21 protein-coding genes are annotated in these 21,672 nt (G+C 40.8%); 9 read left to right on the top strand and 12 right to left on the bottom strand.

Features of this window, described 5'->3' with window-relative positions; genetic code table 11:
- The 8 genes from glmS to AAC851_RS08710 all read right to left on the bottom strand — a co-directional run bounded on the left by glmS (position 1) and on the right by AAC851_RS08710 (position 8,285).
- Positions 1–1,839 (bottom strand): glutamine--fructose-6-phosphate transaminase (isomerizing), encoded by a 1,839-nt coding sequence (gene glmS, locus AAC851_RS08745; protein ID WP_100833033.1) that lies wholly within the window; start codon positions 1,837–1,839, stop codon positions 1–3.
- Between the two features lie 12 nt (positions 1,840–1,851).
- Positions 1,852–3,216 carry a bifunctional UDP-N-acetylglucosamine diphosphorylase/glucosamine-1-phosphate N-acetyltransferase GlmU gene (glmU, locus tag AAC851_RS08740; RefSeq protein ID WP_100833034.1) on the bottom strand — a complete coding sequence of 455 codons (1,365 nt, stop codon included), beginning with the start codon at positions 3,214–3,216 and terminating at the stop codon, positions 1,852–1,854.
- A 22-nt stretch (positions 3,217–3,238) separates the two neighbouring features.
- A complete protein-coding gene (locus AAC851_RS08735) occupies positions 3,239–3,760 on the bottom strand; it encodes a phosphatidylglycerophosphatase A family protein (protein WP_005088737.1) in 522 nt (173 codons plus the stop codon).
- Complete coding sequence (thiL, locus tag AAC851_RS08730; protein WP_125502490.1) at positions 3,738–4,655, bottom strand: thiamine-phosphate kinase; 918 nt, start codon at positions 4,653–4,655, stop codon at positions 3,738–3,740. The genes AAC851_RS08735 and thiL overlap by 23 nt, the downstream gene beginning before the upstream one ends.
- 14 nt (positions 4,656–4,669) lie before the next feature.
- On the bottom strand, positions 4,670–5,119 hold the full coding sequence (gene nusB / locus AAC851_RS08725) for a transcription antitermination factor NusB (protein WP_004637207.1): 450 nt from the start codon (positions 5,117–5,119) through the stop codon (positions 4,670–4,672).
- A gap of 3 nt (positions 5,120–5,122) precedes the next feature.
- Entirely contained in the window at positions 5,123–5,593 is a 471-nt protein-coding gene (gene ribH / locus AAC851_RS08720; RefSeq protein ID WP_004637206.1) for a 6,7-dimethyl-8-ribityllumazine synthase, read from the bottom strand.
- Between the two features lie 11 nt (positions 5,594–5,604).
- The gene (gene ribBA / locus AAC851_RS08715) at positions 5,605–6,726 is read right to left on the bottom strand and encodes a bifunctional 3,4-dihydroxy-2-butanone-4-phosphate synthase/GTP cyclohydrolase II (protein WP_004637205.1); all 1,122 of its coding nucleotides are present in this window, start codon (positions 6,724–6,726) and stop codon (positions 5,605–5,607) included.
- Positions 6,727–7,010: 284 nt separating this feature from the next.
- Entirely contained in the window at positions 7,011–8,285 is a 1,275-nt protein-coding gene (locus AAC851_RS08710) for a hypothetical protein (protein WP_100833036.1), read from the bottom strand.
- Between the two features lie 86 nt (positions 8,286–8,371).
- Between AAC851_RS08710 and serB the strand changes: the two genes are divergently transcribed.
- The 3 genes from serB to AAC851_RS08695 all read left to right on the top strand — a co-directional run bounded on the left by serB (position 8,372) and on the right by AAC851_RS08695 (position 10,964).
- A complete protein-coding gene (gene serB, locus AAC851_RS08705) occupies positions 8,372–9,592 on the top strand; it encodes a phosphoserine phosphatase SerB (protein ID WP_340600772.1) in 1,221 nt (406 codons plus the stop codon).
- A gap of 408 nt (positions 9,593–10,000) precedes the next feature.
- Positions 10,001–10,336 carry a ciprofloxacin tolerance protein AciT gene (gene aciT, locus AAC851_RS08700; protein WP_100833038.1) on the top strand — a complete coding sequence of 112 codons (336 nt, stop codon included), beginning with the start codon at positions 10,001–10,003 and terminating at the stop codon, positions 10,334–10,336.
- 148 nt (positions 10,337–10,484) lie between these two features.
- Positions 10,485–10,964, top strand: a complete 480-nt coding sequence (locus tag AAC851_RS08695) for an SCP-2 sterol transfer family protein (protein ID WP_100833039.1) — start codon at positions 10,485–10,487, stop codon at positions 10,962–10,964.
- 54 nt (positions 10,965–11,018) lie between these two features.
- Here AAC851_RS08695 and dtd read toward each other — a convergent pair whose 3' ends face one another.
- A complete protein-coding gene (gene dtd, locus AAC851_RS08690) occupies positions 11,019–11,459 on the bottom strand; it encodes a D-aminoacyl-tRNA deacylase (RefSeq protein WP_100833040.1) in 441 nt (146 codons plus the stop codon).
- A 201-nt stretch (positions 11,460–11,660) separates the two neighbouring features.
- On the opposite strand from dtd, the gene AAC851_RS08685 reads away from it, so the two are divergent.
- The 5 genes from AAC851_RS08685 to asd all read left to right on the top strand — a co-directional run bounded on the left by AAC851_RS08685 (position 11,661) and on the right by asd (position 17,226).
- The gene (locus AAC851_RS08685; protein ID WP_100833041.1) at positions 11,661–13,184 is read left to right on the top strand and encodes a catalase; all 1,524 of its coding nucleotides are present in this window, start codon (positions 11,661–11,663) and stop codon (positions 13,182–13,184) included.
- Between the two features lie 129 nt (positions 13,185–13,313).
- Complete coding sequence (locus AAC851_RS08680; RefSeq protein ID WP_125502488.1) at positions 13,314–13,799, top strand: ankyrin repeat domain-containing protein; 486 nt, start codon at positions 13,314–13,316, stop codon at positions 13,797–13,799.
- 138 nt (positions 13,800–13,937) lie between these two features.
- Complete coding sequence (gene pncB / locus AAC851_RS08675) at positions 13,938–15,149, top strand: nicotinate phosphoribosyltransferase (protein ID WP_125502525.1); 1,212 nt, start codon at positions 13,938–13,940, stop codon at positions 15,147–15,149.
- Positions 15,150–15,529: 380 nt separating this feature from the next.
- The gene (locus tag AAC851_RS08670) at positions 15,530–16,378 is read left to right on the top strand and encodes a sulfurtransferase (RefSeq protein ID WP_005087267.1); all 849 of its coding nucleotides are present in this window, start codon (positions 15,530–15,532) and stop codon (positions 16,376–16,378) included.
- Positions 16,375–17,226 (top strand): archaetidylserine decarboxylase, encoded by an 852-nt coding sequence (asd, locus tag AAC851_RS08665; RefSeq protein WP_335963983.1) that lies wholly within the window; start codon positions 16,375–16,377, stop codon positions 17,224–17,226. Before AAC851_RS08670 ends, asd begins: the two co-directional genes overlap by 4 nt.
- A gap of 92 nt (positions 17,227–17,318) precedes the next feature.
- Here the strand turns inward: asd and AAC851_RS08660 are convergent, their stop codons facing one another.
- On the bottom strand, positions 17,319–18,338 hold the full coding sequence (locus AAC851_RS08660) for a hypothetical protein (protein ID WP_100833045.1): 1,020 nt from the start codon (positions 18,336–18,338) through the stop codon (positions 17,319–17,321).
- A gap of 469 nt (positions 18,339–18,807) precedes the next feature.
- Complete coding sequence (locus AAC851_RS08655; protein WP_340600771.1) at positions 18,808–19,698, bottom strand: LysR family transcriptional regulator; 891 nt, start codon at positions 19,696–19,698, stop codon at positions 18,808–18,810.
- 94 nt (positions 19,699–19,792) lie between these two features.
- Between AAC851_RS08655 and AAC851_RS08650 the strand changes: the two genes are divergently transcribed.
- Entirely contained in the window at positions 19,793–20,245 is a 453-nt protein-coding gene (locus AAC851_RS08650; RefSeq protein WP_340600770.1) for a PACE efflux transporter, read from the top strand.
- 65 nt (positions 20,246–20,310) lie between these two features.
- Here the strand turns inward: AAC851_RS08650 and phoR are convergent, their stop codons facing one another.
- On the bottom strand, positions 20,311–21,666 hold the full coding sequence (gene phoR / locus AAC851_RS08645; protein ID WP_004641648.1) for a phosphate regulon sensor histidine kinase PhoR: 1,356 nt from the start codon (positions 21,664–21,666) through the stop codon (positions 20,311–20,313).
- Positions 21,667–21,672 lie beyond the last annotated feature (6 nt).

The following is a 21,672-nucleotide window of genomic DNA, read 5'->3' as shown; positions in this document are numbered from 1 at the left end:
TTATTCTACAGTAACGCTCTTGGCGAGATTGCGTGGTTGATCGACATCCGTCCCACGTAAGACCGCAACATGATAAGACAATAATTGCACAGGAATACTGTAAACAATTGGTGCTAACCATTCGCAAACTGCTGGAATATGAACGACATGTTGGCGATCTTTCGCATGCACGCCGCTATGCTGATCTGCAAATACAAATAGTTCACCGCCACGTGCTTGAACTTCTTCCATATTTGATTTTAATTTGTCCAACATGTCATCTTGAGGCGCTAAAATGACTACTGGCATTTCGTTATCCACCAATGCCAATGGACCATGCTTTAGCTCACCTGCTGCATAACCTTCAGCATGAATATAAGAAATTTCTTTAAGTTTTAAAGCACCTTCTAATGCGATTGGGAAATGTGTGCCACGACCCAAGAATAGACAGTGGTTTTTCTCAACGAATAGCGTAGATAAGCGTAGAATTTCAGTATCGCATTGTAAGGTATCTAAAATGACTTTAGGGCAATGCCACAATCCATTGATAATCTCGGTTAATTGTGTTTCAGTAATTTGCTGTTTGACTTGACCGATCTTTAGAATTAAAAGCATTAATGCAGCTAACTGCGTGGTAAACGCTTTGGTGGATGCAACCCCGATTTCAGGGCCAGCCAAGGTGAGCAAATGATGATCTGTTTCACGCACCATTGATGAAGTTGCAACGTTACAGATGGTCATCGTGCTAATGCAAATCTCTTGTGCTTTGGCGCGTTTCTGAACTTCGCGCAACGCAGCTAAGGTATCCGCAGTTTCACCTGATTGAGAAATACAGATATATAGTGTATTCGCCACAATCACAGGGTTACGATAACGGAACTCACTTGCAATCTCGATTTGGCAAGAGACACCGATTAATTGCTCAAACCAATATTTGGCAATCATGCCTGCATGATAACTGGTACCACAAGCAATAATTTGCACTTGCTGAATTTTACTAAAATCCGCATTCGCATGGCTAAGGAAATCTTCGCGTAGCGCATTACCATTAAGCGCTTGGGAGATGGTTTGCTGAATTGCTTCAGGCTGCTCATAGATTTCCTTAAGCATGAAATGCTTATATTCACCTTTTGAGGCATTACTCACTGTTGCATCTAGTTCCTTCACTGGACGTTCAACACGTTCACCATTGACAAACACTTCAATGCTAGTACGAGTTAAGCGTGCAATATCACCTTCTTCTAAATACACAAAGCGGTTGGTGACAGGAAGTAATGCTAATTGATCTGAGCTAATAAAGTTTTCACCAATGCCCACACCAATCACTAGAGGTGAACCTTCACGGACGGTAATTAACTCATCTGGATGTTCAGTATGAATGATACCAAGTGCATAGGCACCTTTTAGCTGTGGAACAACTTGTTGAACTGCCTCAAGTAAGCTATCCGTGTTCTTGAGCGCATGATTGACGAGGTGGGCAACAACTTCAGTATCTGTTTGTGACGTAAATACATAGCCTTGCGCTTGTAATGCATCTTTGAGTTCTTGATAGTTCTCAATAATACCATTGTGAACGACAGCCACATTGCCTGAGATATGAGGATGTGCATTGTCTTCGGTTGGTTTGCCATGTGTTGCCCAACGGGTATGTGCAATCCCGATATTACCAGTCAATTGTTGTTCTGATACGGCTTCATCTAGATTTGCAACTTTACCAACACGACGTTCGCGTAGAATTTTTTGATTATTTAATAAGGCTAGACCAGCGGAATCATAGCCGCGATATTCTAGTCGTTTGAGTCCTTCAATCAGGATATCGGTTACACAACGTTCTGCTACGCCACCAACAATACCACACATATAATTACCCTCTTATTTTTTCAGCTTTTGGGGACGTTGATAATTTGCTTTTTCGAACTGTTTTGATCGTTCGACAGCCAAACTATGCTCAGTCACATTGCGAGTCAGCGTCGAGCCCGCACCGGTTGTTGCACCCTGACCAATTTTGATCGGTGCAACCAATGAGTTGTTTGTCCCAATAAAAACATGATCTTCAATAATTGTTCTGTGCTTATTTGCACCGTCATAATTACAAGTAATGGTACCTGCACCGATATTACAATCTGCGCCAATATCTGCATCACCTAAATACGTAAAATGGTTGGCTTTAGAACCCTGACCAATATTCGTGTTTTTGACTTCAACAAAGTTACCAATATGTACGTCATTGGCTAGGTTTGCACCTGGACGTAAGCGTGCAAAAGGACCAATCTGGGTATTTTCACCGACGACTGCATTTTCGAAAATACTATAGGCTTGAATCTTGGTACCAGCAGCAATACGGGTATTCTTTAAGATACAACCTGCGCCGATCTGTACGTTATCACCCAGTTCACAGTCACCTTCAATGATGACATTGATATCAATTTGCACGTCTTGACCGCACTTGAGACTACCACGTAAATCAAAACGATTCGGGTCAATCAAATGCACGCCCTGTTCCATCAATTCTTTGGCCTGCTGTTGCTGGAACTGACGTTCCAGAGTCGCCAGTTGGAGGCGGTTATTGACACCATCCACCTCAAATGCCAGCTCTGGTTCAACAGAGGCAACTTCCATACCATCCGCAATCGCCATTGCAACAATATCGGTCAGGTAATATTCGCCTTGTGCATTTTCATTCGATAGTTTAGGCAACCACTCATGTAGTTTTGCGTTGCTGACACAATAAATACCAGTATTAAATTCTTTAATTTGGCGTTGTGCCTCGCTGGCATCTTTATGTTCAACAATGGCCTGAATTTTACCGTCTTGACGAACAATGCGACCATAGCCTGTTGCATCTTCTACGGTAAGTGTCACCAAACCAATCCCTGTCTGAGTAGATGCATCTAATAATTTTTGTAGGGTATTTGCATGAATACAAGGTACATCACCCGATAAAATCAGCGAAGTACCGTCTTGTGGTAATACAGGCAGTGTCATTTGAACCGCATGACCAGTACCGAGTTGTTCAGCTTGTTCAACCCAGTCAATGTGTTCTTCAGCAAAACTTTGTTTAACCAGCTCTCCGCCATGCCCATAAATGGTAATAATATTTTGAGCATTCAGTTTTTTAGCAGTTTGAATCACATGGCCGAGTAAGGGACGACCAGCGAGAGGTTGTAATACTTTTGGTCGTTGTGAACGCATTCGCGTTCCTTTCCCTGCAGCAAGAATAATAACTGTTGTTGACATGCCTAACTCTAGTATCAATGGTTTAAGTTAAAAAATAAAAATGAATGATCCAAATACAAAGTGCTGCCCATAGCCCTGCGATAATATCATCGAGCATAATCCCTAAACCACCAGATACTTTCTGATCGGCCCAACTAATTGGAAAGGGTTTCCAGACATCAAAGATACGGAATAATATGAAACCAGTAATGACCCATAACCAGTTCACTTGTTGTAAATAAATTAAAGGCAGCAGAGTAATGGATTGTCCTGCAAATTCATCCCAAACGATTCGACCATCATCGTGAACATGAATCACTTTTGCGGTATGTCCACAAATATAAATACCGACCAATGACATGAAAACAATTGCAATGATGCTGCCCATGAATCCAAGCTGTAGCCAAATTGGAATAAAAAGCAAGGCAAATGCAGAACCAAAAGTCCCTGGTGCTTTGGGTGCTAAACCAGAACCAAAACCGACACCGCAGAAAACGATGAATCGATCAAACCAAGTCATTTGATTAAAGTGAATGGGTGGCTTATGCAAAGTGTTGGTATCCATGAACATGTAATGGGTAAGTTTCACCCATATACTCAAATAACAATCCAGTTTGTTGGGTAATTTCGCCGATTATTGTAAGCGGAACATCTAAAGATTGTCGCAATAGTTTTTCATAGTTTTGCGGTGATATTGTAAAGCATAATTCGTAATCATCACCGCCAGCCAGTGCATAATGCCAGGCTTGTTGCGCTTCTAATAATTTTAGTGATGTATCTATCGGAATGTGATCGAGCTGCAATTTTGCACCGACATTGGATGCTTTTAAAATATGTCCTAGATCTTGGGCGAGACCATCTGAAACATCAATCATACTCGATGCCAAACCATTCAACTGTTGTCCTAATTGACAACGTGGTGTTGGATAATCCAAACGTTGCTGTAAGGGATGCCCTAAATGCTGTAATCCAAATGCGGCATCTCCAACTTGTCCACTGACACAAATATAATCACCCACTTGTGCACCAGCCCGTGTAACGGCTTGACCTTGTTCAATCCAACCAAGTGCAGTGACACTCATCGTGAGTTGTGTGCTTTGGGTGGTATCACCACCAATTAAACTGACACCGAACTGATCGCAGCATTCAAATAGTCCGCGACTAAATTCAGTTAACCACTCGTGATCAATCGTTGGTAGACTCAGTGCCAATAAAATACTGTGTGGCTTTGCACCCATAGCTGCGAGGTCGGATAAATTAACCGCGACACTTTTCCAGCCAATGGCATGGGCAGAAGTATTTAAGGGGAAATGTCGGCCAGCAACTAATGTGTCTGTACAGATCACCAGTTGTTGTGCGGGAGGAGGGGTAACAATGGCTGAGTCATCGCCAATTCCTAAACTCACATCAACGTTTGATGGGCGTTTAAAGTATTGGTCAATAATGGAAAACTCAGCCATAGTACACAAGCCTATTATTTTGCTTGTTGTTTTTCAGCTTCACGAAGCTTTGATGAAAGACGGTCTAATACACCATTGATATATTTATGACTGTCTGCACCACCAAAGTGTTTTGCTAGCTCAATTGCTTCATCAAGTACTACTCGGTACGGAACTTCGAGGTGATCTCTTAATTCATACGCGCCTAGTCGTAACGTTGCAAGTTCTACACCATCCAGTGCAGATAACTCACGGTCAAGTACAGGAACGAGTAACTCATCTAAAGCTTCATGTTGAGCAACCACTTGAGTGAGCAATTCATGGTAATAGTTAAGGTCAACTTTGTGCATGGCATTTTCTACACGCGTGCGTGCTTCAATTTCATGAACAGGATTCTGACTCATTTGCCATTCATAAATCCCTTGTACAGCAAAACGACGTGCTTTGCGTTTCGCTGCATAAGCGGCCTGAAGTGTTTGCGACATGCTTTAAATTGCCTTTAATAAGTTAACCATTTCGATTGCAGTTAATGCAGCTTCGCTACCTTTGTTTCCTGCTTTCGTACCAGAACGTTCGATTGCTTGTTCAATGCTGTCAGTTGTTAAGACACCATTGATCACTGGCATTGTGCTTTCAAGTGCAACCACACCTAAACCTTTGGCACATTCGCCTGCAACAAAATCAAAATGTGGTGTGCTACCACGGATCACTGCACCTAATGCAATGATGGCATCAAATTTATTTGATGCGGCTAATTTTTTTGCAACAATAGGCAGTTCCCATGCACCAGGTGCATGAATCACGGTAATTGCATCTTCTGCAACACCATGACGTTTTAAGGTGTCGATCGCACCTTCAAGTAAATGTTCAACCACAAAGCTGTTGAAACGACCCACTAAGATCGCATAACGACCTTCGCTTGCGAGATGTAATAAACCTTCAATTCGGCGAATTGCCATAGCAACCTCGATTATTTTGCTGTGATTTGATCGGCAGTGATATATTCCACTACCTCTAGATTAAATCCTGATAAGGCGTTGAAACGCAGCGGTGAGCTGAGCAGTTTCATTTTTTCCACACCTAGATCGCGTAAAATTTGTGCGCCTACACCAATGGTTTGATATTGCTGCGATAGTGCGGCATTTGATTTCAATGGTTTTGGTTGATTGAGCTGATGAAGTGCATGACCCAAATCTTCCAAATGATCTTGACCAATCCAAACCAACACGCCACGTTCACTTGCGGCAATGGTTTTCATGGCAAGATCAAGATTCCACGCTGCTGAACCATCTGCTTTTTTGAGTTTGAGCAGATCACGGACAGGACTGAAACCATGCACACGAACTGTGGTCACGCCTTCTTTCGGCTCGCCCTTAACCAATGCTAAATGAATATCAGGGTCACCAATTTCGCGATATTTATATAAATCGAAAGTGCCGTATTCTGTCTCAATAGTTTCTTGAGATAAACGTTCTACGGTTTGTTCGTTGGTCATACGATAATGAATAAGATCCGCAATGGTTCCAATCTTTAAACCATGTTTTTCAGCGAAAATTTCCAAATCAGCACGACGTGCCATGGTACCGTCATCATTGATAATTTCACAGATGACAGAGGCTGGTTCTAAACCTGCAAGGCGAGCAAGATCACAGCCTGCTTCGGTATGTCCTGCACGGTGTAATACACCACCTGGTTGTGCCATTAATGGGAAAATATGCCCAGGTTGTACGATATCACTTGGTTTAGCATGTGCTGCAACTGCTGCATGAATGGTATGCGCACGTTCAGCTGCTGAAATACCTGTGCTAATACCCTCGGCTGCTTCAATCGAGAGTGTAAAGTTGGTGGCGTGTTGAGCACCATTTTGATCAACCATCAACGGAAGATTGAGTTGTTTGCAGCGTTCACGACTGAGGGTTAGGCAGACCAAACCACGGGCATGAGTAATCATAAAGTTAATATCTTCAGGACGTACATGCGTAGCAGCGATAACTAAATCACCTTCATTTTCACGATCTTCATCATCCATAAGGATGACCATTTTGCCTGCACGAATATCTGCGACAAGCTCTTCAACACGACTCAGCGGCATTCGCTTTCACCCTTGATGCTGCCTTTTCAGGCACTAGTATTCGATAAATCTGGCATAGTTTAACGCATTTTAAAAAATTTCGCCTGTGCTTCTTGATCAATTCAAAAATGCGATGTGGAAAAGCAAATATTGGCTTGGGCTGGATACACAGTCATAGGCTTTTGATGATGATTTTTTGATGAATTTGCACAGGAAAAAATAAGGCATTGTCGTAAAACAAAGCCTTATTTTTATTAAAGATTGAGCAATTGGATCAAATATCTTAATCAGCTACAGCACTTGAATCAGGATTCGGTTGCTGCTTTTGCTTTCTTGCCCATCAAGATTTCAGTGCGTAGTGTCTGCGCCACGGTTGCACAATCTTCATTCATGCCATTAATCATAAAGGCATGGCGGGTCATGATATTACTTGGGTTTGGCATTGCGACCAGTTCATAATGATTTTGAATGGTTTTGAGTTGTTCATGGTTCAAATGCAAAGCAGCTTCTTTGGCATGAATATGTTGTGTTAAACGTTTTGCAGCTTCAACTGCATCTAATTGCATCGCATCGACGGCACTGGCAACAGCCCCTCGTGTTTGCAGTGCAAAACGTTTGTCTTCTCGATAACGCTTATATAAAACATCTGATAATAGTTGGAACACAGCACCGATCATCATCAGACATTCAAGCGCTTCAGGTTGTTCCGAAGTTGTCGACAAGGTTGCACCCTCCGCACTAAACTCTTGTACCACATGGATTTGTGTTGAATCGATCTGATAATGCTTAGTTGACAGATCAATACTTTTATCGAGAAACAATTGGCATAGTTTAAAATAAGGCACAGAAACAGATTGGTTGACACTATTTAGTAACTGTTTCGGATCATAAAACTGAATGTTTAAAGCCAAGCTATGATCATCCAATTGAGTAGATTCTCTTGGTTTCTTCTCAGCTGGAGTTTTGTTTTGGGTTTTTGCTTGCTGTTGTGCTTGTGCAACCAAAGTGATGGCATTTTGCTTTTCTAAAGCAAGGGCTTGAGTTAAGCGTTGAATCTCATGTTTTAAATGATTTTCTTGGTTGATTCGCGTCAAATATTCACTACGGGTTGGACGCGCAATGACTCGATATGCCAGCCAGATGAGGAAATGAAGGAATAATGAAGCAAAAATGGCTAACCACTGAGTTCGTAAGATTTCACCAATACTTGGCTGAATCAGTGTAATTTCAACGGTTCCAACTTTCTTTTCATTTTGCAGCGCATCACGGACAAACACTTCACCTTGGCGAGTTTTTGCCATACCACTGGTTGCCAGCACTTGTTTATTCGCATCTAAAATTCGAATAGATGCAACACTTGGATTGGTTGCATAGCGATTGGCGACCAATGCCAATGAAACCGTATTGGCTGGTTCTAGTTCAGCAAGACTGTCGGCCACCAGTTGACTGGTCATCAACTGTCCTTGGCTGGCACGATTTTCATTGAGTTGATGTGTCGTTGCAATCACCAATAAAAAGGTATGCAATGCAAAACTTACGATCAGTAGGCTAGCAAATAGCCCTTGGCGAGGCGCATTCAAGTTAAACTTCCAAGGTAAATAGATTTAGGTTCGGTTATGTTATGATTCTTACACACAATAGTTGTCGCTCAAACACGAGTCAATTCATGCGAGAAATCATTCTTATATCCTTTCTAGGACCAGATCAACCGAATCAGTTTACTCGATTAATGCAGGTACTCTCCGTACATTCTTTGCAAATACTCGATGTTGGTCAGGCTGTTATCCATAATCAACTGACCCTTGGGATCGTTGTAGCTTCGGATAATGAGACTGCAACAGCATTGGCAATGAAAGAGATTTTGATTTTAGCACATGATATTGGTCTCACTGTGCGATTTAAACCAATCTCCAACGCAGAATATGATCAATGGGTGAGTGAGGGGGGGCGTACACGCTATATCGTGACTGCGCTTGCGCCAGAGTTGACCGCAGAACACTTGCAAGCTGTTACCCGAATTGTGTCGAGTCAAGGCTTTAATATTGAAACGGTTACACGCTTGTCGGGACGTTTAGGGTTAGATGAAGAAAGCCCATTCCCACGTCGGGCTTGTGTACAATTTGGTCTAAGCGGGCAGATGCTCGATGCACAAGCGATGCGTGCTGCTTGTTTAAGTTTGTCAGGTGAGTTAAATATTGATGTCGCCGTACAAGAAGATAATGCTTACCGTCGTAATCGCCGTTTAGTCTGTTTCGATATGGACTCAACCTTGATCGAACAAGAAGTGATTGATGAGCTTGCATTAGAAGCAGGTGTTGGGGAGCAAGTTGCTGAAATTACTGAACGTGCCATGCTAGGTGAACTTGATTTCCAACAAAGTTTCCGTGCGCGTGTGGCTTTATTGAAAGGTTTGGATGCTTCGGTGCTGCCTAAGATCGCAGCGCGTTTAACCGTGACAGAAGGCGCTGAACTTCTCATTTCAACTTTAAAAGCACTGGGCTATAAAACCGCAATTTTATCGGGCGGTTTTCAATATTTTGCTGAATATTTACAAGCCAAACTTGGAATTGATGAGGTACATGCCAATATTTTGGATGTACAGGATGGCGTGGTCACGGGTGAAGTGAAGGGTGCAATTGTCGATGGTGCACGTAAGGCCGAGTTATTGCGCCAGTTGGCGGATAAAATGGGGATTTCACTTGAGCAAGCGATGGCGGTAGGTGATGGTGCCAATGACTTGCCAATGCTTTCGATCGCGGGTCTAGGTGTGGCGTTCCGCGCTAAACCGTTGGTACGTCAGAATGCGAATCAAGCGATTTCCAGTGTAGGTTTGGATGGTGTTTTGTACCTATTGGGTATGCATGACAAAGATCTGAATCGTGCTTAAGCACTGCTTTTAGGCTCCAATGATGCCGCTTTTCATAAGCGGCATTGTACATTTTAAAGACGTCACGATTTCGTCATATTTATGTCTAAATGTATAGAAAAACAACGATAAAAAAATTCGAAAAAAAGTTTTTTTAAGGCAAAAAACAACGATAGTTTTTTGTAATGACACGCTGCAATTGATGCTATATGGAGATTCATGACTTTTGTAATTTTAAAAAATGTAATGACAAAAGCATATTGCGACAGCTTGTGTCGTACGGTTAATTTCAAGCTCTTTTTTTCTAAAAAAAACCCTCCATAATGCATAAAGACGCAAATGCAATACGTAGTACTGTTAGAGATTACAGAACAATTATGATGAGGTCTGCGCAAGACACAGACCATCCCTTTAAAGACGGAGGTTCCTATGGAAGCAGCGAATTTCACCATGTGGGTTGGATTTGGCTTAATCGCTGTCGCAGTTATTGCTGTTTTCTTTTCTCCTTATCGTCGTTGGTTAGGTTTTATGTTGGCGGGTATGCTCTGCTGGGGACTGTTAGAAGTGGTACGCTTTGGTGTGCAAAGCATCTTCGATATATCAGTCGCCTATAGCTATTTGACTGCTTTGAGCCTCGCGATGGTAACGGTGACATTTATTCTTTTACGTGAAGACAAACAAGCACAAAAACAGTTGGCAAATCGCCAGTATATTGAACATACCCCTGTATATAAGGATGATCAGCAACAATGTTCTAGCCGATAATTTATAATAATTTGAACAACAACAAAGGCATGCTACGCATGCCTTTGTTGCGTTAACTTTCTGTGACAAAGCTTTGGCTGTCCGATCTACAATTGTGCTAGGATACGGTTGTCTTAATTTTCATCATAATATTGTAGGCATAAATGTCATGAAGCTTTCTTCTTTACCTGTGGTTAAGTTACCTATCGTTGATGTAAGCACTGATCCGCTTGATTTGTTGGTGGCGGGTTTGGCGTTACGTATGAAGCAGTTGGCACGCACTAGCCCAAAGTTTATTGAGTTGGTTCATGATCGTGAGTTTCGTATTCAAATCGGTACAGATCTAGGTATGGCTCGTCAGATTACGGTCAATCGTGGCAAAATTGAAACGGTTGCAGGCAATCCAGAACAAGCTGACTTTATCCTGCAATTTGCATCGAGTGAACAAGGCGTGAAAACCTTATTAAAAGGTGATCCAACGGCTTTTATGACAGGTATGCAAGATGGCAGCATCAAAATGGAAGGTGACTTTAGCTTATTGGTGTGGTTTAACCAAGCTGCGAAATTGATTCCACCAAAAGTACCGAAGCCAGTAAAAGAAAAAATTCGTCAGGCGCGTGCATTTATTAAAGAAAAAACAGGCAAATAAGAGCGCATAAAAACTCCCAGCTCCTATGGCTTGGGAGTTTTTTTATGTCCAGTATTATTCAACTTCCAAGTTAAATGTCACTGGACCATCATTAATGAGATGGACTTTCATATCGGCAGCAAAAATGCCAGTTTGGACATTTGCAAATTGTTGACGTGCATATTCAACCAATTGTTCATACAAGGCCTTGGCTTCGGATGGTGGCATTGCGGGGCCAAAGTCTGGACGCAGCCCTTTCTGGGTTTGTGCCATCAAGGTAAATTGTGATACCAATAAAATTCCGCCTTTCGCTTGGCTGACATTCCAGCCCATTTTGCCGTTCTCATCATCAAAAACGCGATACTTCAAAATTTTATCAATTAGCTTTTGGCCTGTTGCTAAGTTATCTGCTTTGCCTAGACCTAAGAATACCAATAAGCCATGTTGAATTTCACCGCTGGTTTGGCCCTCAACCACAACTTTGGCTTCGAGGACGCGTTGAATTAATGCGCGCATAGAACAATCTAAGATTAACCATTCAATAGGTTCAGCAGTCTAGCAGATTTGGTGAGTCTGCAAAGTATAGGGCTGGAGAGAGGCAAAAACTAATAATCTTATTTTTCGATTGAAGTCATTAAAATTATCTTTTTTATCTATTTTTAAAACCTTTGTATAGTTCAGGGGCAGGAAAGGTATTTAGATTTGGGATGAAAGCGCATGTTGAAGCACACATTTTTATTCACAATTATTGCGGCAACGCTAGGCACAGCGTATGCAGCGCCTTTAACAAAAGATAATGGTGCACCTGTTGGTGATAATCAAAACTCAATGACAGCGGGAGCAAATGGTGCAACGCTGTTGCAAGATGTACAACTTATTCAAAAATTACAACGCTTTGGTCGTGAACGTATTCCCGAGCGTGTCGTACATGCACGAGGTACTGGGGTATATGGTGACTTTGTTGCGACTAAAGACCTCTCTGATTTAACGGTCGCTTCCATGTTTAAAGCAGGAACGACAACGCCTGTTTTTGTTCGGTTTTCAACGGTGATTCATCCAAAAGGTTCACCAGAAACTGCGCGTGATCCGCATGGTTTTGCTGTGAAGTTCTATACCCAACAGGGCAACTGGGATTTGGTGGGAAACAATTTACCTGTGTTTTTTATTCGTGATGCGATTAAGTTTCCAGACTTTGTTCATGCCATGAAACCTGATCCAGTCACCAATGTCCAAGATCCAAACCGTATTTTTGATTTCTTACAAAGTCAGCCATGGTCAATCAATATGTTGACCTATGTTTATTCAAACCTGGGCACACCTGAGAGCTATCGGACTTTAGATGGTTTTGGGGTACATGCCTTTAAGCTGTATAACGACAAAGGTGACTATAAATATGTCAAGTTTAACTGGCGTTCTCAGCAAGGGGTGAAGGGGCTGAATTTAGAACAGGTTAGAGAGGTTCAAGGGCGTGATTGGAACCATTTAACCAATGATATGTATAAAAATGTTTATGCGGGAAATTATCCGAAATGGGATTTGTACATTCAGGTACTTGATCCAAAAGACCTCGATAAATTTGATTTCAATCCTTTAGATGCAACCAAGATCTGGCCAAATGAGTTAGTACCAGAGTTTAAAGTGGGTACTTTGACTTTAAACCGCATGCCGAAAAACTTCTTCCAAGAAACAGAACAATCTGCTTTTGCACCAGGGAATTTAATTCCAGGGATTGAACCTTCTGAAGATCGTTTGTTGCAGGGCCGTGTCTTTTCTTATTCAGATACCCAACTGTATCGTTTAGGAGCAAATCATCAACAACTTCCAGTGAATCGCCCTCGTGTTGTGGTGAATAACAACAACCAAGAAGGGTTTATGAACATGGGACAAACTGAATCCCATGTCAATTATGAGCCAAGTACGATGGAACCAAAGCCATCGACTGAGATTGCAAGAGCTATTCAGACACCTTTACAAGGTACAGTGATGCAACATGCAATCCAGAAACAACAACCGTTTAAGCAAGCTGGTGACTTATATCGTAGTTATTCTGCGCTAGAGAAAAAAGATTTAATCCGTAATCTAGCTGCTGACTTAGGCCAAGTGAAGAATACTGAAACCAAAACCATCATGGTGTCTTACTTCTACAAAGCAGATACAGATTATGGGACTCGCCTTGCAAAAGCGGTGGGCGCTGATCTAAAAGCAGTACAAGCCAAAGCGGCCCAACTTAAAGATGAATAACGCATCTTAATCATGTGGTAACAGGTGCCTAAATGTTACCCCCAGAAAGTCCTGTAACCTCATTAGCCTTTCCTGCACCTAGGGCGAGTGTTACAGGCACTCCTTATTCAGATTTTTGAGGATGTTGTTATGGTTCATTTACGCTCGGTATTTCTTGCAACTTGTCTGCTGTGCAGCAGTATAGGAGCTTCGGTTTATGCAGCAATACCATCTTCACAGGACAATGGTCCAGCAGAAGTCATTGAATTGTTTTTTTCAGCAGCCAAAATCGGCAATGTTGACGTTCTACAAGAGTTTTTAAGCTATGGTTTTCCGATTGATGTTCAGGATCATTCTGGTTATACCGCATTAATGATGGCAAGTTATTATGGGCAGAAAGATGCAGTAAAAGTGTTGCTAGAACAAGGAGCCAATCGTTGTCTTAGAGATAAACGTGGACATACTGCATTAATGGGGGCCATCGTAAAAGCAGAATGGGGTATTGCTAAACAATTGCGTCAAGTCGATTGTGATGCCAATGCTGCAAAAACAGGTCAGCTGACCGCAGAACAGTTTGCAATTCAATTTGGGCAACAACAGCGTTTAAAAGAGATTCAGTCGGTAGCCACGCAATAGTCTTCATATCACGGGTTATCTCAGTGAAATAAAGACTGTTCGATTATGTTGTCGTTGCCACATCTGGCGTATAGATCCGCTTTTTTCTATGGAAAAGTGTGTTTTAATGCTATGAATAAAGCAGATTCTAAGTCAGTCATGTCTACACCTATTATTCAATCATTACTGGATACCGACTTATATAAATTCACCATGTTACAGGTGGTGCTCCATCAGTTTCCACAAACGCATAGTGTTTATTTATTCCGTTGTCGTAATTTGGATGATACGGTTTATCCTTTATCAGACATTCTGTCTGAGTTAAATCATCAGTTAGATCTATTGTGTGAATTGCAGTTTAAGGAAGACGAACTACAGTACCTGCGTTCACTACGCTTTATCAAAAGTGATTTTGTTGATTATTTAGAACTCTTCCAGCTTAAGCGTCGTTTTATTCAAGCCAGTCTTGATGATGCAGGTCGATTGGATATTCGTATTGAAGGTCCGATGGTTCAGGCGATGATGTTTGAGATTTTTGTGTTGGCCATTGTCAATGAATTGTATTTCCGCCGTATTCGTACTGATGCTGTGTTGGAGGAAGGGGAGCGCCGTTTACAACAGAAATTGGTCCAACTGCAACAATATGCGCAAGAACAACAAGAAAATGATCCACCCTTTTTGGTCTCAGACTTTGGCACACGCCGCCGTTATAGCTTTGAATGGCAAAAGCATGTGGTACAGGCTTTTCATACTGCAGCGCCGCAAGTTTTTCGTGGAACCAGTAATGTGCTGTTAGCCAAGCAATTAGGTATCAGCCCAATTGGTACGATGGCACATGAGTTTTTACAAGCCTTTCAGGCGTTAGATGTACGATTACGTAATTTCCAAAAAGCAGCGCTGGAAGCATGGGTCCAAGAATATCGGGGCGATTTGGGTATTGCCTTGACCGATGTGGTTGGCATGGATGCATTCTTACGTGATTTCGATTTGTATTTTGCCAAGCTGTTTGATGGTTTGCGTCATGATAGTGGTGATCCTTACGAATGGGGCGATAAAGCCTATGCGCATTACCGTAAGTTGAAAATCGATAGTAAAACCAAAATGTTGACCTTTAGTGATGGGTTGAATTTAGAGAAAGCTTGGGCATTACATCAATATTTTAAAGATCGCTTTCAGGTGAGTTTTGGGATCGGAACTAATCTGACCAATGATATGGGACAGACACCGCTGAATATTGTGTTGAAGTTGGTCGAGTGCAATCGTCAATCTGTCGCAAAGATTTCGGATAGTTCTGGTAAAACCATGACTGATAATGAAACATTTTTGGCGTATTTGCGTCAGGTGTTTGAGATTGAGGAAAATGAAAGCTAGTCTTTAAGCAAACTGATTTAGAGAGTAGTGATCACGGTATCTTACCGAGCATTATTGAAATATCTGGATAAACCTTCGGTTCGACCTACTTTTCTTTCGGGAAAAGTAGGCAAAACCATTGTCATCCACAAAACCTGTTCATTTCCTTCTACTATTTTATCTTTCGCAGAAACAATATCTTGTAAATATTGCGCAGGTTGTGGATGACGTTTGCGAGTATCCTATTACATGCGATAGGTCATATTAAATTTGACGCGTTTTATGGACATTCATTTATCTGTATATCTCCTTTTCTGCTAAATGAATGCAAAAAATCGAGCAAAGATAAAAAGTGAGCTATGCTAAAATCAAACATGATGTGATGACACAAGCGCATAACAATGACTGATATTGATTTTAAACTCGGTTTACTGATTGAGCCCGAACAGCTTGTTCCTTATTTAGGGCATGAGCTAATTCGTGTTGTTGATCTAAGCCGTGCCTCGGTTTATGAACAATTACATATTCCGCATGCCATTCATTTGCAACCTAAATATTTAGTTGCTCAAAATGAACAAGCCAATGGGGTGTTGCCAGATAATGACGGTTTAAGCGCTTTAATTGAAAAGCTAAATATTTCTCCTCAGCATCATGTCGTGGTCTATGATGATGAAGGCGGTGCTTGGGCTGGGCGTTTAATTTGGAATTTACATTGCCTTGGTTTTACGCGAACCAGTCTGATCAATGGTGGCATTCATGCTTGGTTAGGTGCTGGACTTCCAACAAGTGCTGAAGTTGAGCGTTTTAGCCCTGTTCAGGAATTAGTGCAAGTTGACTTGAACGCGGTACAGCAGTACAGAGTTGAATATCAAGAGTTATTGGCGCAAGTCGAACAAGGTGATATTCAACTATGGGATTGTCGTAGTAATGAGGAATATACAGGGTTACGGTTAGCTGCGCGACGCGGCGGTCACATCCCAAATGCACTGCATTTTGAGTGGAGTACTGCCCTTAATCGTGAAAATCATCTAAAATTACACCCGCTTGAACGCACTCAACAACGTTTAGAGCAACTCGGCTTTAATTTACAACAACCTGTAGTGGTGTATTGTCAGTCACATCACCGTTCTGGTTTGGCATATATTTTAGCAAGATTGCTTGATTGGCAAGTGAGAGCCTACGATGGTGCGTGGAGTGAATGGGGCAATCGCCTCGATAGTCCTATTACTACAGGGGAGTCACCATCTTGAGTTTCGCAGCAGATTTAAAAAAACAACTTTTTATCAAAGCACAAAATTTAGTACCACAACATCAACTTAGCCGTGTGGTTGGCAAGGTTGCCGCAAGTGAAAATGTTTTGGTGAAAACTGCTGTTATTCAGGCGTTTAAAGCAAAATATGGCATTGATATGAGCATTGCTGAACAAACCAATCCAAATCAATATAAATCATTTAATGAGTTTTTCACACGTGCTTTGAAACAAGGTGTACGTGGTGTGGATGAGCGTACCGATAGTATTGTTTGTCCTGCGGATGGTGCGATTTCACAGCTCGGTAAGATTGAAGCGGGTGATATTTTTCAAGCGAAAGGTCAAAGCTTTTCTGTTGAGAAATTGATTGGCGACCCACAGTTAGCAAAACCATTTATTGATGGGCAGTTTGCAACTGTTTATTTGTCACCTAAAGATTATCATCGTGTGCATATGCCATTGGCAGGTACATTGACCGAAACTTTATATATTCCAGGTGAGTTGTTCTCAGTCAACCAAACCACGGCTGAAAATGTTCCGGGTTTATTCGCGCGTAATGAGCGTATGGTGTGTTTGTTTGACACTGAGCTTGGTCGTATGGCAGTGGTGTTGGTTGGTGCAATGATTGTTGCAGGGATTGAAACAGTTGCGACAGGTAAGGTAAAACCGACGGGTCGTGTTGAATTGCAACATCATCAAATGCAGTTAGATAAAGGTGCAGAGTTAGGTCGTTTCTATCTAGGTTCGACTGCAGTGGTTTTATTTGAAAAAGATAAAATGGTTTGGGAAGAGCAGTTCAAAGCCAATTTGACCGTGGTGATGGGTGAGCGTTTAGGTCATTCGGTTTAATTTATAAGTAATTTTTAAAAAGCCCCGAAATTGGGGCTTTTTATTTTACGTATTTCGCATAAGGCGTATTATGTTAATTGTAGAAATTCTTATTACGCTACTTTAAGAATACTTTTTCCTTTTGAATCTGATGGATTGTCTAATATATGAGGTATTCCTATTAGAATAGATAATCCAGATCCCTCATTAATCCACTGATTACAGCTTATAGTAATCTCTTTCTTATCATCGCTTTGTTGAACATCATAAGTTGCTCCTACTACAAATACGGAAAATTCTTTTACAACGATATCTTCAGTACATTTCAAGTAGAACTTGAATCCATCAGTCGGTTGTAAAGCCTTAAATGATAAAAGAGCCCAATGATCACCTCCAAACTCCTTAACATTCAAATCAACATCCAAATGATTGCAATCTTTAAGATTTAGGTCCTGATTAATTGATGTCTTCGAAACTTTGCAAACTTTACCTTCATTAATATCTTCTTGAAATTCTAGATTTTCTTTTTTTACTCGATATCCGTCAGGTGTACTTATACTTAATAGCGAACATTGACAAGGTCCATCTACTGGCTCTTCAAACCCAACAATAACATCACCATAACCATCAATAGATGGATATAATCTATAACTATAACGACTATCAATTGCTATCTTTTTAGAACTCTTATCAAAATGAACATGAGCATTAACTGCATAGTTACTTCGCACGTTCTTTTTTCTAATTTCTAGTGCCTTTTCAATAAAATTTCCATAATAATTTCCTATATTTGGATAGTTATTTGTTTCAGCAATGGAAGGCTCTAATAGTGCTTTAAGAACATCTTTTTTCGAACTAGGATCAATGTTGTTCAGGAAGTTTCTTTTAATAACAATACTTTCTAACAAAGATTTTATTTGATCCATGAATTGGGAAGTTCCAGATGCATAGGAAAAAATAGCAGATACAATAATGGCTATTCCCACATAATTAAAAATTAATATCAGTAAGTTAACTGAGAAATGACGATCTGGTTGTATGAAAATCAATTCAAGAATTATTGATAACAGTAAGAGAACTATTCCCCCCCAAATGTAATTCATGAAAAATTTTTTTACTAAGTTCCAAGTCATTTTAAATTTCTTCAAACAGTTTTATTAATTATATATTACTTACTTAGAAGTAAATTTAATTTATTGATGATTAAGTCTCTATTTTTTATTGAACTCAATTTAACATAATGGCGCTTATGCGAAACAATTTTTAAAAAGTTATTTTAAATTAGTATTTTAAAAAATTATCACCACCCTAACAAAACAACAAAAAGTCGACTTGGAAACAAGTTGGCTTCTTTTTGAGCAATTTTGATATTTCTTGCCAAGCATTAGCCCTAATCCTGTACGCTTTTTCCTACAAAGATTAAGGGCAATATCCCATATTCAGACCCAATCAAATTACCTAATATGAACTCATCAGGAACAGGAAGTTCCAAAACATAAAACAAGAATCATAAGTTTTAGCATCAGGACGTGAGGTACGACAGGAGTTGTTCCTAGCAGCAAAATACGAAAAAGCCCGACAGGATGTCGGGCTTTTTTATGCCTATTCAAAAACTTCCTTAGTCCAAAGTTCAATCAGTAGCTGAATTGTTTTACTTAAAGGTTTATAACTCGGCCAAACCGCATGAATTGGCATATCTAGACCATTGGTGGTATCGCTAAATTCTAAACGAACTAAACTGTGCTTGGTAAAATGCTCCGACACGACTGAAAGCGGAAAATTTCCCCAACCCATCCCTTGTTCTACCATATGAATTGCCATGGATAAATTATCGGTATACCAACAAGAATCTGAAACCAAAATACGAGGATCAGGTAGAGGAAGATGCTTGGTAGCAACAATAATTTGCCTAAATTCAGACAGCATGGTGAGTTCATTTTTATGATGAGCTTTGAGCTGTTGCGCATCTTTGGGTGAAATAGCAGCCACAAATTTTTCAACACCCAATAACCGAAAACGTTGATTGATATCAATATTCGATGAGCTATAAGCAACATACAAATCAATTTCATTGTTTTGCAGACGTGTTTTTAACTCTTGTTGTGGGGCACAAACCATTTCAATATTTAAAAGTGGATAACGCTGAGTTAAGTGTTCAATGCCTGCCAATAAGAACTTTTGATTAATGTCGGCTGAAACACCGATTGAGAGGTGTGTTTCTAGTCCCATTGAAAGCTCGGTCAGATGCATTTCGAGCTGACGCATTTTGGTGACGATTAATCTTGCATGTGGCTCAATTGAAAGTGCAACTTCTGTCGGCTGTAAATGGTTTTTGCTACGCTCGAATAATTGTAAATTTAATTCCGCTTCTAAATTGGCAATCGCCATACTCACTGCGGAAGGGACTCGGTTTAAGGCACGTGCTGCTGCGGAAAAATTTCCACGATCCATAACTTCAAGAATTAACTCAAGTTGTTCACTATTGAGTTTCATGGTGATTCCCTTGTCAGTAGATCTGATAACGATTAACTTTTTTTATCAGAATGAAGGCGTAAAATCCACTCCTTGTTGATTTTAAGGTGTCGTCATGCAAGGAACCAAGAGAAGAGTCACATACGTATTTTTCTATGAAGTATTTAGCTTTTTGATCTGTGCCATGATTTTAGCGGTGCTTTCGGGTACAACGATCAGTCATACAGGACCTTTGTCGATTTTGATTGCGGTCATCGCCGTCATCGTTAACTTCTTTTATAACTATGTGTTTGAAATGTGGGAAAAACGACAAATTTCAAAAACACGAACAGTGAAAAGACGAGTGGCACATGCAATTGGCTTCCAGATTGTCCTCGTGATGATTTTGATTCCACTGATTGCTTGGTGGATGCAGATCAGTTTACTCAAAGCATTCTTATTGGATTTTAGTTTGATGATCCTCATCCCATGTTATACCTTTGTGTATAACTATTTCTTTGATCATATTTTTGGCTTACCGAGCCATTTACTTGAAGCAAAGCAGTTGAATGCAACAGTAAATAATTAATTCAATTCCAAATCAAAATAGCCGATCTGTTTAGATCGGCTGTCTGTAGTTATTCAACTGCCCATTTATCCAATATAGAGACGTTCTTTTGGAAAAACGGCTGTAAAAGTTGAGCCTTCATTTTCTTTGGAGCTAATTTCTAGATGTGCACCGTGTTGCATCAATACGTGTTTCACAATCGCAAGGCCTAAACCCGTTCCACCTGTTTGACGGCTACGCGCACTATCTACACGATAAAATCGCTCAGTTAGACGAGGTAAATGTTTCGGATTTATTCCAATGCCATTGTCTTGAACGGTAAAATAGGCTTGATCGCCATCCTCATGCCATCCAATGGTAATAATGCCACCTTTGGGCGTGTATTTAATCGCATTGGTGATGAGATTGCTGAAAGCACTGGCAATTTCCATGTCTGAGCCGATCAGATCACAGTGACTATCAATATCTAAGTTGAGTGTGTGACCATAATCAAGATTGTAGGCACGAGCATCATCAAATAATTGATTCATCAAATTTGCCATCTCAATAATCTGATTTTTTGCAACTTTTTTATTATTTTCGAGATTGGACAAGAGCAATAAGTCATTAACCAATGCATTCATACGTTTGGTTTGTGACTGCATTTGCGTAAAAGCACGTTTCCAGCGAGGGGTGATATCGTCCTGATCAGTAAAGGTTTCGATATAGCCACTGAGTACGGTCAGCGGGGTACGTAACTCATGTGAAATGTTATCAACAAAGTCCTTACGCATTTGTTCAAGATTATGCATGCGGGTGATGTCATGTGCGACCAAAAGACGGCTTTCCCCCCCAAAGCGGGTAATTTTGACTTGCACATAACGCTCTTCATCCATTTGTGCTTGTAGACGGATGCCATCGGGTGCTTGATCACTATGGTTAAAATATTCAATAAAATTGGGTTGACGCAAGATCGACAGCAAGTTACGCCCACGATCCATTGGATTGATACCCAATAATTTTTCTGCGGCTGGATTCCACCATTCGAGCTGATGTTGATCATCAATTAAGACAACAGCTTCTGCCAACGCTACCAATGATGATTGTGCACGGTCAATCAAACCTACCATTTCGGCTTGTACAATACGTTCTTGGCGTTGAGCGCGATAAACGTTGAACAATAATGCACCCCAAATCCCATTCAGATTCGGTGGCATATCGTAAGGACGATTAGAGATCCATTCATTGACGAGATAAAGTGAGCGAAGCTGTAGGATGAAAAACACCACAAAAGCGACGAAAATACAGCTCCAAAAGTATCCAACTCCAAATCCGATTAAGCTCGCAATCAATAAGAAAAACAATAATAGTCTTAAATCTTGTTTTGCAAACGTCCATAAGCTGCTGTATTGAAAACGTTGATGTTCGCGCGCCAGCTCAGGGACGGGATATGGTTCATACATAAAGGG

The organism is Acinetobacter sp. HZNU-JH01, from assembly GCF_037996845.1.
Taxonomy (GTDB): domain Bacteria; phylum Pseudomonadota; class Gammaproteobacteria; order Pseudomonadales; family Moraxellaceae; genus Acinetobacter; species Acinetobacter haemolyticus.
Note: the sequence above shows the minus strand (reverse complement) of the source record. Positions and strands in the feature narration are given on the sequence as shown.

Bases quoted from the DNA above. Each gene is read 5' to 3' on its own strand.
- dtd (WP_100833040.1), bottom strand. From the start codon at position 11,459: ATGCGCGCATTAATTCAACGCGTCCTCGAAGCCAAAGTTGTGGTTGAG.
- AAC851_RS08660 (WP_100833045.1), bottom strand. From the start codon at position 18,338: ATGACTTGGAACTTAGTAAAAAAATTTTTCATGAATTACATTTGGGGG.
- thiL (WP_125502490.1), bottom strand. From the start codon at position 4,655: ATGGCTGAGTTTTCCATTATTGACCAATACTTTAAACGCCCATCAAAC.
- aciT (WP_100833038.1), top strand. From the start codon at position 10,001: ATGGAAGCAGCGAATTTCACCATGTGGGTTGGATTTGGCTTAATCGCT.
- AAC851_RS08670 (WP_005087267.1), top strand. From the start codon at position 15,530: ATGACTGATATTGATTTTAAACTCGGTTTACTGATTGAGCCCGAACAG.
- serB (WP_340600772.1), top strand. From the start codon at position 8,372: ATGCGAGAAATCATTCTTATATCCTTTCTAGGACCAGATCAACCGAAT.
- pncB (WP_125502525.1), top strand. From the start codon at position 13,938: ATGTCTACACCTATTATTCAATCATTACTGGATACCGACTTATATAAA.
- glmU (WP_100833034.1), bottom strand. From the start codon at position 3,216: ATGTCAACAACAGTTATTATTCTTGCTGCAGGGAAAGGAACGCGAATG.
- AAC851_RS08735 (WP_005088737.1), bottom strand. From the start codon at position 3,760: ATGGATACCAACACTTTGCATAAGCCACCCATTCACTTTAATCAAATG.
- AAC851_RS08695 (WP_100833039.1), top strand. From the start codon at position 10,485: ATGAAGCTTTCTTCTTTACCTGTGGTTAAGTTACCTATCGTTGATGTA.
- glmS (WP_100833033.1), bottom strand. From the start codon at position 1,839: ATGTGTGGTATTGTTGGTGGCGTAGCAGAACGTTGTGTAACCGATATC.
- AAC851_RS08650 (WP_340600770.1), top strand. From the start codon at position 19,793: ATGCAAGGAACCAAGAGAAGAGTCACATACGTATTTTTCTATGAAGTA.
- ribBA (WP_004637205.1), bottom strand. From the start codon at position 6,726: ATGCCGCTGAGTCGTGTTGAAGAGCTTGTCGCAGATATTCGTGCAGGC.
- ribH (WP_004637206.1), bottom strand. From the start codon at position 5,593: ATGGCAATTCGCCGAATTGAAGGTTTATTACATCTCGCAAGCGAAGGT.
- AAC851_RS08655 (WP_340600771.1), bottom strand. From the start codon at position 19,698: ATGAAACTCAATAGTGAACAACTTGAGTTAATTCTTGAAGTTATGGAT.
- AAC851_RS08680 (WP_125502488.1), top strand. From the start codon at position 13,314: ATGGTTCATTTACGCTCGGTATTTCTTGCAACTTGTCTGCTGTGCAGC.
- AAC851_RS08685 (WP_100833041.1), top strand. From the start codon at position 11,661: ATGTTGAAGCACACATTTTTATTCACAATTATTGCGGCAACGCTAGGC.
- phoR (WP_004641648.1), bottom strand. From the start codon at position 21,666: ATGTATGAACCATATCCCGTCCCTGAGCTGGCGCGCGAACATCAACGT.
- nusB (WP_004637207.1), bottom strand. From the start codon at position 5,119: ATGTCGCAAACACTTCAGGCCGCTTATGCAGCGAAACGCAAAGCACGT.